At 43.5% G+C, this 12680-nt stretch carries 11 protein-coding genes; 4 read left to right on the forward strand and 7 right to left on the reverse strand.

The annotated features are described in order from the left end of the window. Positions 1-5: 5 nt before the first annotated feature. From FO442_RS16660 to FO442_RS16675, 4 genes are all read right to left on the reverse strand, one after another. Positions 6-1037, reverse strand: coding sequence for an asparaginase (locus FO442_RS16660; protein WP_144334352.1), 1032 nt, complete (start codon positions 1035-1037; stop codon positions 6-8). Positions 1038-1104: 67 nt separating this feature from the next. After that, positions 1105-2268 carry a transglutaminase-like domain-containing protein gene (locus FO442_RS16665; RefSeq protein ID WP_144334353.1) on the reverse strand — a complete coding sequence of 388 codons (1164 nt, stop codon included), beginning with the start codon at positions 2266-2268 and terminating at the stop codon, positions 1105-1107. A 66-nt stretch (positions 2269-2334) separates the two neighbouring features. Continuing rightward, positions 2335-3102 carry a TatD family hydrolase gene (locus FO442_RS16670; protein ID WP_144334354.1) on the reverse strand — a complete coding sequence of 256 codons (768 nt, stop codon included), beginning with the start codon at positions 3100-3102 and terminating at the stop codon, positions 2335-2337. An 87-nt stretch (positions 3103-3189) separates the two neighbouring features. Next, positions 3190-3606, reverse strand: coding sequence for a BrxA/BrxB family bacilliredoxin (locus FO442_RS16675; RefSeq protein ID WP_144334355.1), 417 nt, complete (start codon positions 3604-3606; stop codon positions 3190-3192). A gap of 185 nt (positions 3607-3791) precedes the next feature. Between FO442_RS16675 and FO442_RS16680 the strand changes: the two genes are divergently transcribed. The 3 genes from FO442_RS16680 (at position 3792) to FO442_RS16690 (ending at position 8867) form a co-directional block, all read left to right on the forward strand. Beyond that, positions 3792-3971, forward strand: a complete 180-nt coding sequence (locus FO442_RS16680; protein WP_144334356.1) for a hypothetical protein — start codon at positions 3792-3794, stop codon at positions 3969-3971. Positions 3972-4243: 272 nt separating this feature from the next. Beyond that, positions 4244-4909: a 2-C-methyl-D-erythritol 4-phosphate cytidylyltransferase gene (locus FO442_RS16685; RefSeq protein WP_144334357.1), complete on the forward strand. Its 666-nt coding sequence runs from the start codon at positions 4244-4246 to the stop codon at positions 4907-4909. A 235-nt stretch (positions 4910-5144) separates the two neighbouring features. Beyond that, entirely contained in the window at positions 5145-8867 is a 3723-nt protein-coding gene (locus FO442_RS16690; RefSeq protein ID WP_144334358.1) for a choice-of-anchor I family protein, read from the forward strand. Positions 8868-9057: 190 nt separating this feature from the next. On the opposite strand, the gene FO442_RS16695 is transcribed toward FO442_RS16690, so the two are convergent. The 3 genes from FO442_RS16695 to pth all read right to left on the reverse strand — a co-directional run bounded on the left by FO442_RS16695 (position 9058) and on the right by pth (position 11830). After that, positions 9058-9960, reverse strand: coding sequence for a cation diffusion facilitator family transporter (locus FO442_RS16695; RefSeq protein WP_144334359.1), 903 nt, complete (start codon positions 9958-9960; stop codon positions 9058-9060). 95 nt (positions 9961-10055) lie between these two features. Then, complete coding sequence (locus FO442_RS16700) at positions 10056-11138, reverse strand: fatty acid desaturase family protein (protein ID WP_144334360.1); 1083 nt, start codon at positions 11136-11138, stop codon at positions 10056-10058. A 128-nt stretch (positions 11139-11266) separates the two neighbouring features. Beyond that, complete coding sequence (gene pth / locus FO442_RS16705; protein WP_144334361.1) at positions 11267-11830, reverse strand: aminoacyl-tRNA hydrolase; 564 nt, start codon at positions 11828-11830, stop codon at positions 11267-11269. 87 nt (positions 11831-11917) lie between these two features. Here pth and kdsB point away from each other — a divergent pair, with 87 nt between their 5' ends. Next, positions 11918-12652: a 3-deoxy-manno-octulosonate cytidylyltransferase gene (gene kdsB, locus FO442_RS16710; RefSeq protein ID WP_144334362.1), complete on the forward strand. Its 735-nt coding sequence runs from the start codon at positions 11918-11920 to the stop codon at positions 12650-12652. The last annotated feature ends 28 nt before the right edge of the window (positions 12653-12680 follow it).

Consider the following 12680-nt stretch of genomic DNA (forward strand, 5'->3'; position numbering starts at 1 on the left):
CTGGCTTAAATCGTCACTTCCCCGCAAACGGATTGCTTCAAAATGGCTTTGGCAGCTTCCGTATTTCCCATGCTTTTACCCAAAGCATACATGGTTTTGGTGACTGCCGCTTCCGTTGTGAGATCGAAACCCGAAAGCACACCGTTCTTTTCGAAGAAGGAACTGGTTTCGTATTTCCCCTGCTCCACTCTTCCTGTAGAACATTGGGTAATGTTCAGTACAATTCCACCTGTCTGAAGGTAATTCAACAGCAATTCGTGGAATTTTGAATCGGAGGGAGCATTCCCGGAACCATAGGTTTCCAGGATAATCGCTTTGGTTTTCTGAAGGTCGAACAAGGACTCGTAAATATTCCAATTGATTCCCGGGAAGAATTTGATCAAGGCCACGGACGGATCAAAAGCAGTGAACAACTCCAATTCGTTCGAAGACGCAATCGTTTCACCGGTATAATCGATATGAACTCCCGCAACGGCTAAAGGTCTCAGGTTGGGTGAACGGAATGCTTCAAAGGAAGAAGCCGAAACTTTTGATGTGCGGTTTCCGCGATACAGGGAATATTCGAAATAGATCGCTACTTCCTGGATGCGTGGGGTTCCCGTTTCGTTTGTAGCTGCCGCAATTTCAATGGCTGTAATGAGGTTTTCTTTCCCATCTGTCCGGATCGTTCCGATAGGCAGTTGAGACCCCGTGAAAATGACCGGCTTTTTTAAACCCTGAAGCATGAAACTCAACGCAGAAGCCGAAAATGCCATCGTATCCGAACCATGCAGGATTACAAACCCGTCGAAATCGTTGTATTTATTGTAAACCAATTCGGCCATTTCCTTCCACCAGGACGGATTCATCTCGGAAGAATCGATCGGATGCGGAAAAGCATGAGTGGTTAATTGTACATTCAAACGCGCCAGTTCGGGAATGTGTTTGTAAACATCTCCAAAGTCAAAAGCGGTCAGTGAACCTGTTAAAGGATCATTCACCATTCCAATCGTTCCCCCGGTATAGATAACCAGTACTTGCGGCGCTGTTTTTTTCATGCTTTTATCACTTGAGTGGGACAAAGTTCACTGAAAATACCGAAAAAGCAAGTTTCCCGGAAGAAGTTTATTCCGGCGCCTTTGTATGATCACTCTTTGGCGCTTTCCAAAACAATTCGGGGTTATTGGTCACATATCTCGTAACAGTAAAATCCGTATCGTTGTTCGTATGGTCAGATTTTTGCGGAGTTTGATTGAGCCCGTCGAGCGGTAACAATTCAATATAAACTGTGTTCTTTCCAGGGGATTTCGTTTCGTAATCGTATTCGCTTGAAACCGGACATTCAAGCCGATACAGGTTCTTTGCCATGTAACTATGTAAGTAACCTTCAAGCCAAACGAACTGCTCGTTATTCCAGTTCGCATCCGGGTTCACAATGAGGGTACGACCGTCGATCAATCGTTGTCTCACTTCTTCGATACTTAAGAGCGTTCCCTTTTCATCCATTACATATGCGTTATTGGTCGGGTCCATATACACCCATTTTTGCAACCATTCCGAATACACCATATTAATCACATGGCAATCGTCAAACTCCAGTTCTTTCGGCATACAGGTAACGTAGCGCGATTTGAAGCCCATTGCCAGGTAACATTCATTGAGGGAAATAGCCAGTCCGCGACAATTCAATCCACGCGAACCGTCACTGCAGGCTTTGATCAGTTCATCCGCATTTTTGTTTTCCGGGTTTCCGTGCTGACCATCGTGTCTCACCAGGTTGTGGATCCAGTGCATCAGGTTGATTATCTGGTTAAACTCTCCGGCATCACCTGCAATGGAATCCAGGTTGTATTTTTCTCTCAATGCTTTCAGATGAGTATTACTTGAATCCTGGTAAGTAAATTCAGGAACGGTTCTCACATCAGCGGTATTGTATTTAGCCGCTTTCTTCAATTTACCGATATAATCCGGAACTTCGTAATACCTCACACGTGTCCAGCACGTATCTTTATGTTGATAGATTACGAGGAAATCGCAAACCGGGTGTTTTTTATCGACCTTAATAAAGGTGGAATCTACATCTGTGATAAATTGAATTTTTGTGTCTGATACAATAACACTATCCGGTTTTAAATCCGGAACAATGGTCCATGTCCGTTTGGTGATGGCGGGATCACTCGGGTATTTCATTCGAAAAGACTTCACGTTCGTATGAAGTACTTTTAGCTTTTTTTGTCCAAGTACGTACACCGTTAAAAGCAGGATCAGGATCGTTAAAATAAGGCGCATAAAAATGGAGTTAGGATTCGAAGATAGAATCTTTTTCCATAAAAACAATTGTAGAATTGGGGCACCTTAGGGATGAAACAGACCCATTGCGTTTTTGGTTGTTATCTCTTTCAATTTGTTCAAGGACAAACCTAACATTTCAGCTACCTTTTCAGCCGTATGTACCACATACGCACTTTCATTGCGTTTCCCGCGGAACGGAGTCGGTGCCAGGTAAGGCGCATCCGTTTCCAGCAATAATTTATCCAGCGGAATATGTTTCAGAGTTTCCGGCAGATCAGACTTTTTGTAAGTTACCACTCCCCCAATTCCAAACGAAAATCCCTGGTAATCGAGAATTTTTTGGACGTCTTGTTCGTTCCCGGTAAAACAATGAAAAATCCCTTTTAAGCGTTCGTCGTTTTCCTGGTCCAGTACTTCGTAAATCTCCGGAAAAGAGTCACGTGCATGGATTACAATCGGGATTTGGAGTTCTTTCGCCCAGTTGATTTGTGTCCGGAACACCTCTTTTTGCTCCTCTAGGAATGTCTTATCCCAATACAGGTCAATCCCGATCTCCCCGACCGCTACGTACGGTCTTTTTTCCAGGAACAATTTCATTTTTGCCAGGACCAATTCCCAATTTGCATCTACCGAACACGGGTGCAGCCCCATCATAGCGAAACAGTTTTCCGGGAACTGCTTTTCCAGTGCATGCATTCCTTCTATCGAATTCAGATCAATATTGGGCATATACATACGTTCCACTCCAGCCGCAATAGCGCGCTGAATCATAGCCGTACGGTCTTCGTCGAATTGTTCGGAGTAAAGATGTGTGTGCGTATCTATAAACATTGAGAGATCGCTTCGCTTTTAAACTAAAAACAAAAGACCAGAGACAAACCTGTCTTTGGTCTTCAGTCTGATGTCTTTAAGTCTTAATTAACAAAATTCTTCGTAAGCTGCTTCCAGGTTCTCAGCGATCATTGCTGCGGTAACCCCTTCGATATTGTGTCTTTCCAGGAAATGAACCAATTTTCCGTCCTTAAATAACGCCACGGATGGAGAAGACGGAGGAAATGGCAAAAAGTACTTGCGTGCCTGTTGGGTTGCTTCGGTGTCCACACCTGCAAAAACGGTCAACAGGTGATCCGGTTTCTTTCCGGCCTGTTCCAAAGACATTTTCACGCCCGGTCTTAAATTTCCTGCAGCACATCCGCATACGGAGTTTACAACTACCAGGGCAACGCCTTTACTGGTTGGAATGCTTGCATCTACTTCGGATGCTGATACGAGTTGTTGAAAGCCCACACGTGTAAGGTCTTCCTTCATTGGTTGTACGAGTTCTGGTGGGTACATAATCTTTAAATTTTTATGTTGCAAAGTTACGGATTCTTCTTGCTCGGGAAAACAAAATGCCGGTCCAATTTTAGCTAAATAAGTTTAAAACGATTCTAAATGACGAATTATTGAATTTTTTTCAATGGAAACGGAACTTATCAACAAATTATTTATTTACTTTGTCCTAATAAAAAAGAGAAAAGATGAATAGTTTTTGGTGGACACTCGGAAAAATTCTAAATGGTGCATGGTTTTATGACAACATTGGTGACATTGCAAACTGGACATTTATCATTTTGGGAGCTTTTGGAATGCTTTACTGGTTGAACTGGCAACGCAAATTCAACCAACAGGCGGAAAATGATCCGAATCAGATTAAGTAATTTCGTGATTTAATATAGTAAAAGGTCTTCCATGGAAGACCTTTTTTAGTTTCTGGGTGTCCGGCAGGTTTCCGATTCAATCTGTCCGTTTAAAATTCCGCCACATCCCATAAACAAAGAGCTGCTCACAATATCGCGAATTTGCAGCCCTTGCGAATTTCGGATACCTGTAATTTAGGACAAAACCTTATTTTTATACCTTGAGTAAGATTCATTTTCCAAAATGCCATCGGTTAAACTTCTTCACTCTTTCACCTTTTGAACTTGCTTTTATGCTGACATTCATTATTACTGCGGGAGGAATTGGACAACGAATGGGAGGTTCGGTCCCGAAACAATTTTTGTTACTGAATGGTAAACCCATCCTGATGCACACCATTGAGCATATATATGCTTTTGACCCATCCGCGGAACTAATTGTCACGCTTCCGGAAGATTACCTGAGCGATTGGGATGAAATGTGCCGAAAACACAACTTTACGATCAAACACGAAGTAGTTCCGGGTGGACGCGAACGTTTTGATTCGATCAAAAATGCACTGGGGAAAGCTACCGGGGATTGGATCGCTATTCACGATGGTGTTCGACCATTTGTGAATCAATCGGTTCTAAACCAACTGCTTGCAGAAGTTAAAAGTCACCGGGCCGTCATTCCGGTGATCCCTGTAAAAGAAACTCTTCGCATTGCAGATGGGGAAACCAATGCAACTGTGCCGCGGGACCAATACCGGATCGTGCAAACACCGCAGGTCTTTGAAGCCAAATTGATTAAGAAGGCGTATGAACAAAAGTATCTGACCAGTTTTACCGACGATGCAAGCGTGGTGGAAGCAATCGGAGCACGGATACACCTCATCCCGGGAAATGAGGAGAATATCAAGATTACGAATCCGTTCGATTTGAGCCTAGCAGCCCTCATATTAAAAAATTGGAACTAATCCGGATATCAATAGGTGTCTGATTCATTACAACCTACTGATAAACCAGCCGACTAAATCGATTATTTTAAGAAATCATCAACAACCTTTAAAAAAAAGGTTCAGATTCGGGGATCTGATTTATTTTAAATTCACAAATTTCATTTTTCCCCAACAAAATCTTACCACAAAAGTCATTCAATCCCGTCTTTCTGATTACATGCCAAGGTGAACTTTGCCGAAAGTTTATACAGCAATGAAAAAAACAGTACTCTTTATCGGGACGGTTTTGATGAGCATTTCCAGCTTTGCTCAAAATCCCGGACTCGTTATCTCAGAAATTTTACCAAATCCTAGTGGAACTGATTCTCCATTTGAATGGATCGAATTAGTCGCTACAAGCAATATCAACTTTGCAACAACTCCCTACACGGTTGTCTGTAATAACTCCGCCGCGACCCTAAACGGTTGGATCGAAGGAGGGACAATTACTTACGCTTTTCAACTAAACTCCGGGATTGTAAACCGCGGAGATGTGGTGTATGTAGGTGGAAGTTCCATGGCCCCGACCGGAACAAAAATCCGCGTGATCAATACAGCGACCACCGCAGGAGACGGATTCGGAACAGCAGCTTCAGGCGGTGTTGTCGGGAACGGAGGATCAAACGGAGATGGAATTGCCGTTTTCAATTTACCGGTTACCTCACTTACCAATTCAACGGTTCCTGTTGATGCTTTGTTTTACGGAACAGCGCTCGGAACAGCCGTATTAAACGGTGGTGCGGACGGGTATCAATTACCTGTTAACGATAGCTATTCGGGTGGAAAATTGCAGGCATCTTCTTTCTTGGCAGGAGATCCGGGAGGTGATCAAACCATTCGCGCTACAGGATCTTACAATACACAAACGGATGTATGGACTACCGCTCGAACCTGGTCGGTCGTAACACCAACTTTAGACAATCTCTCTAACCTGAGTTTACTTCCGGCTCCCGGAACATTCACCTTCTCAGCAGTTACTCAAAACTTTGCAGAAAATGCCGGAACTGTAAACATTGGGGTTAATTCCGCCTCTTCCAATATTTATCCGGCCAAAGTCATTTTGAGCTATTCGGTTTATACCGACGCAACGGAAGGAGTTGATTTTACTTTGGCGGAAGATACCATCGTGATCCCGGGAGGTTTCAACGGAATTCAAAACGTCGGTTTGACACTTGTAGACGATGCATTTGCTGAGCGAACAGAAAAAGTAATCCTTAAAATGAGTTCGTTGGAAAATGCAACTATCGGAACCAATTCGTTCCAGGTTGTTTACATCAAAGACAACGATTATCAAGCCCCGACTCCAAACAACGAATTGAAATTAAATTTACTTTCAAGCTTCTCCAACGGAGCGGAAGGAACGAACTCTGCTGAAATTGTTGCATTTGATCCTACAACAGATAAGTTATATATCGCCAATTCCGTTGGTGCAAAAATGGATATCGTAGACCTTTCGAATCCGTCCACTCCTGCTTTGCTCAATTCTATTTCAATCTCACCTTATGGAAATATCAATTCATTAACTGTTCATGACGGAGTGGTTGCCTGTGCGGTAGAAAATACCAATCCGCAGGCAAATGGAAATATTGTGTTCTTCGATGAGAACGGAACATTTATTTCCCAGGTGCCTGTTGGTGCCATGCCGGATATGGTCACTTTCAACAACGATTACACGAAAGTTTTGGTCGCTTGTGAAGGAGAGCCCAAATCAGATTATTCCGTTGATCCGGAAGGTTCCGTAGGAATTATAGATATAACGGGAGGTTATCCTTCATTAACTGCAGCCAATGTGACGATGGTGAATTTTCAATCGTTTAACGGACAAGAAGCTGCTTTGCGTTCACAGGGAATCCGCATCTTCGGACCGGGGAGTTCTGCAGCACAGGATTTCGAACCGGAATACATCACCCTTTCGGAAGATAACTCCACTGCTTATGTTTCCTTACAGGAAAACAACGCTATGGCCGTAATCAATATCACAGCCGGAACAGTAACTGAAATCCGCCCATTGGGGACAATGAATTATGCAAACGGGAACAACGGATTGGATGCTTCCGATCAAACTGCCGGAATTTTCATTGGCTCTGCTCCGATCAAGGGCTTGTTTATGCCGGATGCTTTAGCGCATGCTTCTATCGCAGGAACGGAATACATTTTCTCGGCAAACGAAGGAGACGCTCGTGAGTATAGCACTTTCTCAGAAATCGCGCGTTTATCCGCAACTCCGTTGGACGTTTCAATTCCGGACCAAAACATTTTGAAACACAACCAATTCCTGGGTCGCATCAATGTAACCAACGTAAGTGGTGATACGGACAACGACGGAGATATCGACGAAATTCACGTGTTCGGTACCCGCTCATTCTCTATCTGGGACGCACAATCTGGCGCACTGGTTTTCGATTCAAAAGATCTGATTGAACAAATTATTTCCAATCACCCGACTTTGAGCGGGTTATTCAATGCAAGTAACAGTTCAGGAGCTGCCGTTTCAAAAAATCGTTCGGATGATAAAGGTCCGGAGCCGGAAGGTGTTGCAACAGCATTCATTAACGGGAATCACTATTTGTTTGTTTCGTTGGAACGTGTGGGTGGAGTTATGTTGTTCAACGTAGATGTTCCAAATGCCCCGGTATATGTCGGATACTACAACAACCGATCCGTGGCAACTAACGGTCCTGACCGTGGAGCAGAGGGAATCATCGTGATTAAAAAAGAAGATTCCCCGACAGGAAATGACATCGTTATCTTAGCAAATGAGGTCAGTTCCACCCTTTCTATTTTTGACATCAATACCTGTGTGGACCTTGCCGGAGCTGCAATCACAGTACCAACAGATTCCATTTGTTCGGGAGATCAGGTTACTTTAACGATCCCGGGGAATGCTCAAAGCAGTATTCAGTGGCTGAAAGATGACCTGGTTATTCCAGGTGAAACCGGAAACTCATTAAACGTAACGGAAGCAGGTGATTACCGGGTATTCGTTTCAAACACCTCATTGGCTTGTGCCGATACAACCCTGTCAGAAACAATCCGGGTGTTGACATTACCAACCATCACTGCCGGACAAGACCTTGCAATTTGTATCGGGGATACGGTAAACTTACATGCAGTTTCTTCCGAAACCATTGCATGGAACAACAGTGTGCAGGATGGAATTGATTTCTTCCCGACCACCACCATGAGCTACATTGCAACTGCAACCGACACATACGGATGCGCAAATTCGGATACGCTGACAGTTATTGTAAATCTCCTTCCTACTATAGACGCAGGAACGGACCAATCTGTTTGCACGGGAACATCCGTTACCTTCAATGCAACAGGTGCTCCCAGCCTGCTTTGGAACAATGGTGTGACGAACGGAACTCCGTTCAACGCAACCATTGCCGGTCCATACATTGTAACCGGGACAGATGCAAACGGATGCGTGGATAGCGATACGCTGGTTTTGGCGTTGTTTGCCTTACCGAATATCAACCTGGGTGCCGATATGACTGTTTGTTCGAACCATTTCCCGGTTAACCTGAATGGTCCTGGTGGTTACCAGGCATACAACTGGAGCAATGGAGCAAGTACTCAGAACACTATAGGTGCGCAAGCAGGATCTTATATTCTGACCGTTACCAACAATAATGGCTGCCAGGATAAAGACACCATTATGATCTTTTCGGATCCATGTTTGGGATTGGATGAGAACCAGGTACCGGAATACACCATCTATCCGAACCCGGCTTCCAATACGGTATTCGTAGAGACTACCGCAACAAACTCAGAAGCGGTAATTTATGCGAGTAACGGGCAAGTGTTATTCACACAGCAAAATACAGGTGCTACTTTCACCCTGGATGTCTCCGGTTTAGCCGAAGGAATGTATTGGCTGAAAGTTTCATCAAGTGAAGGAAGTGTAACGAAACAACTGCTGATCAAGAAATAAAACCCCTACCAATACACTACACGTGAAAACCCTGATGCTCTTTGAACGGTGTCAGGGTTTTTTGGTTTAAGTATTATTTTAAGCCGCTCGTGAAAAACAGCTTTTCCTGTGTTTCAAGTCAAATGAGCAGATCAAAATCCTAAATCCCTTCGGGATGTTTAACAAAACGGAACAATCTGAAGAATCGTCGCTAACACGAACCATTCTCACAATCTTCCCGCTCTGTTTCAAGCGTCACGTGGTGAATATTTTGGTGCTCCAACAGGTGACGCAATTCGCGTTTGATCTGTGCTTCTTCTTCTCCTTTCACCGTTTCTTCCATTACCAAATGAGCCGTCATGGCATTTTCGGTGGAACTTAAGGGCCAAATGTGCACATGATGTACTTCCTTCACTCCTTTCGTCTGCCGAATTAAAGCCACAATCTCTTCCAAGCGGATCGCACTCGGTACTCCGTCTAAAGACAAGCGCAGGCTTTCCTTCATCAGCTTCCAGGTGCCGAACAGGATAATTGCAGCGATAATCAAGCTGAAAACCTGGTCCAGCCAATACAAATGGGTATAATATATGACAATCCCTCCGAGTACCAATCCGGCGGAGACCAATGCATCTGCCAGCAAATGCAGGTAGGCACTTTTTATGTTGATGTCCTTTTCCCTGTTCCGAAGGAACAGTAACGCCGTGGAAAAATTAATTGCTATTCCAATTCCCGCAATGATTGAAACCGCTAAACCCGGAATGATTTGCGGATGAAAAAAACGATCCACCGAGCCATAAACAATGGCACCGATGGTAAGCAATAACAGCATCGAATTGAACAGAGCAACCAAAATGGATGTTTTGCGATAACCGTAAGTGTATTGGTTGGTCGATTTGACTTTCATTAATTTAAAAGCCAGCAGGGAAAGCGCCAGTGTCCCGACATCCGCCAGGTTGTGTCCGGCATCCGACAAAACAGAAAGGGAATTGATGAGGATTCCGACAACCGCTTCGATAACCACAAATCCCAGATTGAGCATGATCCCGACAACAAAAGCCGTATTGACTTTCTTCCCTGTTATATCGTGGTGATGATGTGCATGATCGTGTCCCATTCTTAACCGTTCTTTCTTAAAGATAAGAAATCCATGGTATAAAAAAGCAGGGGTGCGTAAATCGCACCCCTGCTTTTATTTTCATCCGGAAGCCTTTAAGCTCTTCCCAGTTGTTTCAATAATCTCAAATGATTGAAGATCGCTGCGCCAAACGTTCGGTGATAATTGTACTGAATCCCGTATTCTTTGGCTGTTTTCTTTACAATTTTAGAAATTTTCGGGTAGTGAATGTGTGAAATATCCGGGAACAAATGGTGTTCAATCTGGTAATTCAATCCACCGACATACCAGGTCAGTAAGGGATTCCAATTCTCAAAATTAGCCGTTGTCATCATTTGATGCTTTGCCCAGGAAATCTCGTCGTTCTTGTGCGTATAGCAATCCTTCGTCATGAATTCCGTTTCCGGCATTACGTGCGCTACCTGGAAAACGAATGCCAGAATAATCCCACAAATGAAATGCATCACAACGAATCCGATAAGCACCTGCCACCAGGTGACGTCCATCACCAATAATGGAATTGCGATGATGTACACGTAATAAAGCAGTTTCGAGAAAATCAACTGGATCAGTGCTTTTCTGAATGTTGTATTTTGAGCTTGTAACAATCCTTCTTTACTGTAACGGCTCAATTGCATGAAATCTTTATTGGTCATCCACGACAAAGTCATTAACCCGTAAAAGAACCATGCATAATACACCTGGAAACGATGCACTTTTTTGTGCGGCATGTTGGGAGAGAAGCGAAGCAATCCGATTGAATCAATATCTTCATCCATGTCGTGTACATTCGTAAAGCTGTGGTGTAATACATTGTGCTGAATACGCCAGTTCAAATTAAATCCGCCGAGGATCTCCATGGAGAAACTCATGATCTTATTCAACCATTTGTATTTCGAGAACGCTCCATGATTTGCATCATGCATAATGGAAAGCCCGATTCCGGCCATTCCAACACCCATGATGATGGTCATGAAAAATTGTAACCAATGATTTTCTATCACTCCGAAAACCATTAAAAAGTATGGAAGTAAAAACAAGGAAAACATCAACGGAACTTTTAACAGGATCCGCCAATTACCATAACGCTTTAGATTATTTCTTTTCAGATATTCATCTACTTGTTGGGAAAGTTTCTTAGTAAAGTCGTCACTTCGTGTGAGTCTTATGTATTGCATAGTTTTTTGCGCAAATGGTATTTATTTGCACACACAAAGGTATAGATTGTTTCAATTCAAAATAGCCAAAAAAGGCGAATTGATAAGATTTTCCAGCCAAAAGAAGTTAACACACTGATAATGAGTGGCTATTTACCATTCCAATTTGTCATGGTTAATTGTATTCCTATAGAAGCAAAACTTTTCAAAAATTCCGTCGCTACACCGATCCGTTCGTTCAGTGTTTCACGCTCTTCCGCACTCCACTCACCCAACACATAATCAACCTGTTGTCCTTTGTGAAAATCAGCTCCGACACCAAACCGCAACCGGCAATATTCCGTGGTATTGAGTGTTGCCTGGATGTCTTTTAACCCATTGTGTCCCCCGTCGGACCCTTTTCCTTTCATGCGCAATTTTCCGAACGGAAGAGCCAGATCATCCGTCACAACGACCAAATTCTCTTTCGGAATTTTCTCCTGTTGCAAGTAATAATTCACTGCTTTCCCGGAAAGGTTCATATAGGTGGTCGGCTTTACCAAAACAAGGGTTCTTCCTTTGAATTTAACTTCTGCCACTTCCGCCGTTTTTTGCAGGGAAAATGTGCCTCCCAATTCCTTTGCCAAAGCTTCTACGACCTTAAATCCAATGTTGTGGCGCGTTTCCTCGTATTTCGAACCCGGGTTTCCTAAACCGACAAATAGATATTTCATGCTGACAAAATTAATCTAAAATAGAAAAGATCGAAGCGCAAAGAAGCAAAGAGCGTGAAGAGAATAACTATATTTGAAAGAAAAACTATGCGCATTTTAGGCATCATTCCTGCTCGTTACGCCTCTTCCCGCTTTCCGGGCAAACCACTCATTGACCTGAAAGGGAAAACCATGATCCAGCGGGTGGTGGAAGGGGCCGCAAAATCTGCTCTTTTGACTGATCTGATCGTTGCAACAGACGATGAACGGATCGAACAGACAGTTAACCGTTTTGGAGGAAAGGTGATGCTGACGGATTCCAAACATCCGACCGGGACAGATCGCTGCGCAGAAATTGTGAGAACACTTTCGGAACGATATGATGTGGTGATCAATATCCAGGGAGATGAACCATTGGTAGATGCCCGGCAATTGGATCAATTACTGCAGGCCTTTACAGATCCGGAGGTACAAATTGCTACGCTTGCTTCCAGGAAGATTGCCATGGAAGATATTCTGAATCCCAACCGGATCAAAGTTGTTGTGAATAAACACCACCGTGCTCTTTATTTTTCCCGCAGTGCCATCCCGAATTTTGCCAATGCAAAGGGTGAACCTTTGGAAATTTATCCGTTTCTGCGACACATCGGGTTGTATGCGTATCGCTCCGAGGTTTTGCTTCAATTGAGTGATTTGGCAGAAACTAAACTGGAGCAAATCGAATCTTTAGAACAATTACGTTGGTTATACAACGGATATTCGATCAAGGTCGTAGAAACAGAAATCGAAACACCGAATATCGATACTCCGGAAGATGTGGAGAAAGTGATCAATTTATTATGATCAGAAACACGTAGGCGAAAAATCTTTC

This window comes from Fluviicola chungangensis (assembly GCF_007558725.1).
GTDB classification, from domain to species: domain Bacteria; phylum Bacteroidota; class Bacteroidia; order Flavobacteriales_D; family Crocinitomicaceae; genus Fluviicola; species Fluviicola chungangensis.

Bases quoted from the DNA above. Each gene is read 5' to 3' on its own strand.
- FO442_RS16690 (WP_144334358.1), top strand. From the start codon at position 5,145: ATGAAAAAAACAGTACTCTTTATCGGGACGGTTTTGATGAGCATTTCC.
- pth (WP_144334361.1), bottom strand. From the start codon at position 11,830: ATGAAATATCTATTTGTCGGTTTAGGAAACCCGGGTTCGAAATACGAG.
- FO442_RS16685 (WP_144334357.1), top strand. From the start codon at position 4,244: ATGCTGACATTCATTATTACTGCGGGAGGAATTGGACAACGAATGGGA.
- FO442_RS16695 (WP_144334359.1), bottom strand. From the start codon at position 9,960: ATGGGACACGATCATGCACATCATCACCACGATATAACAGGGAAGAAA.
- FO442_RS16670 (WP_144334354.1), bottom strand. From the start codon at position 3,102: ATGTTTATAGATACGCACACACATCTTTACTCCGAACAATTCGACGAA.
- FO442_RS16700 (WP_144334360.1), bottom strand. From the start codon at position 11,138: ATGCAATACATAAGACTCACACGAAGTGACGACTTTACTAAGAAACTT.
- FO442_RS16660 (WP_144334352.1), bottom strand. From the start codon at position 1,037: ATGAAAAAAACAGCGCCGCAAGTACTGGTTATCTATACCGGGGGAACG.
- FO442_RS16680 (WP_144334356.1), top strand. From the start codon at position 3,792: ATGAATAGTTTTTGGTGGACACTCGGAAAAATTCTAAATGGTGCATGG.
- kdsB (WP_144334362.1), top strand. From the start codon at position 11,918: ATGCGCATTTTAGGCATCATTCCTGCTCGTTACGCCTCTTCCCGCTTT.
- FO442_RS16665 (WP_144334353.1), bottom strand. From the start codon at position 2,268: ATGCGCCTTATTTTAACGATCCTGATCCTGCTTTTAACGGTGTACGTA.
- FO442_RS16675 (WP_144334355.1), bottom strand. From the start codon at position 3,606: ATGTACCCACCAGAACTCGTACAACCAATGAAGGAAGACCTTACACGT.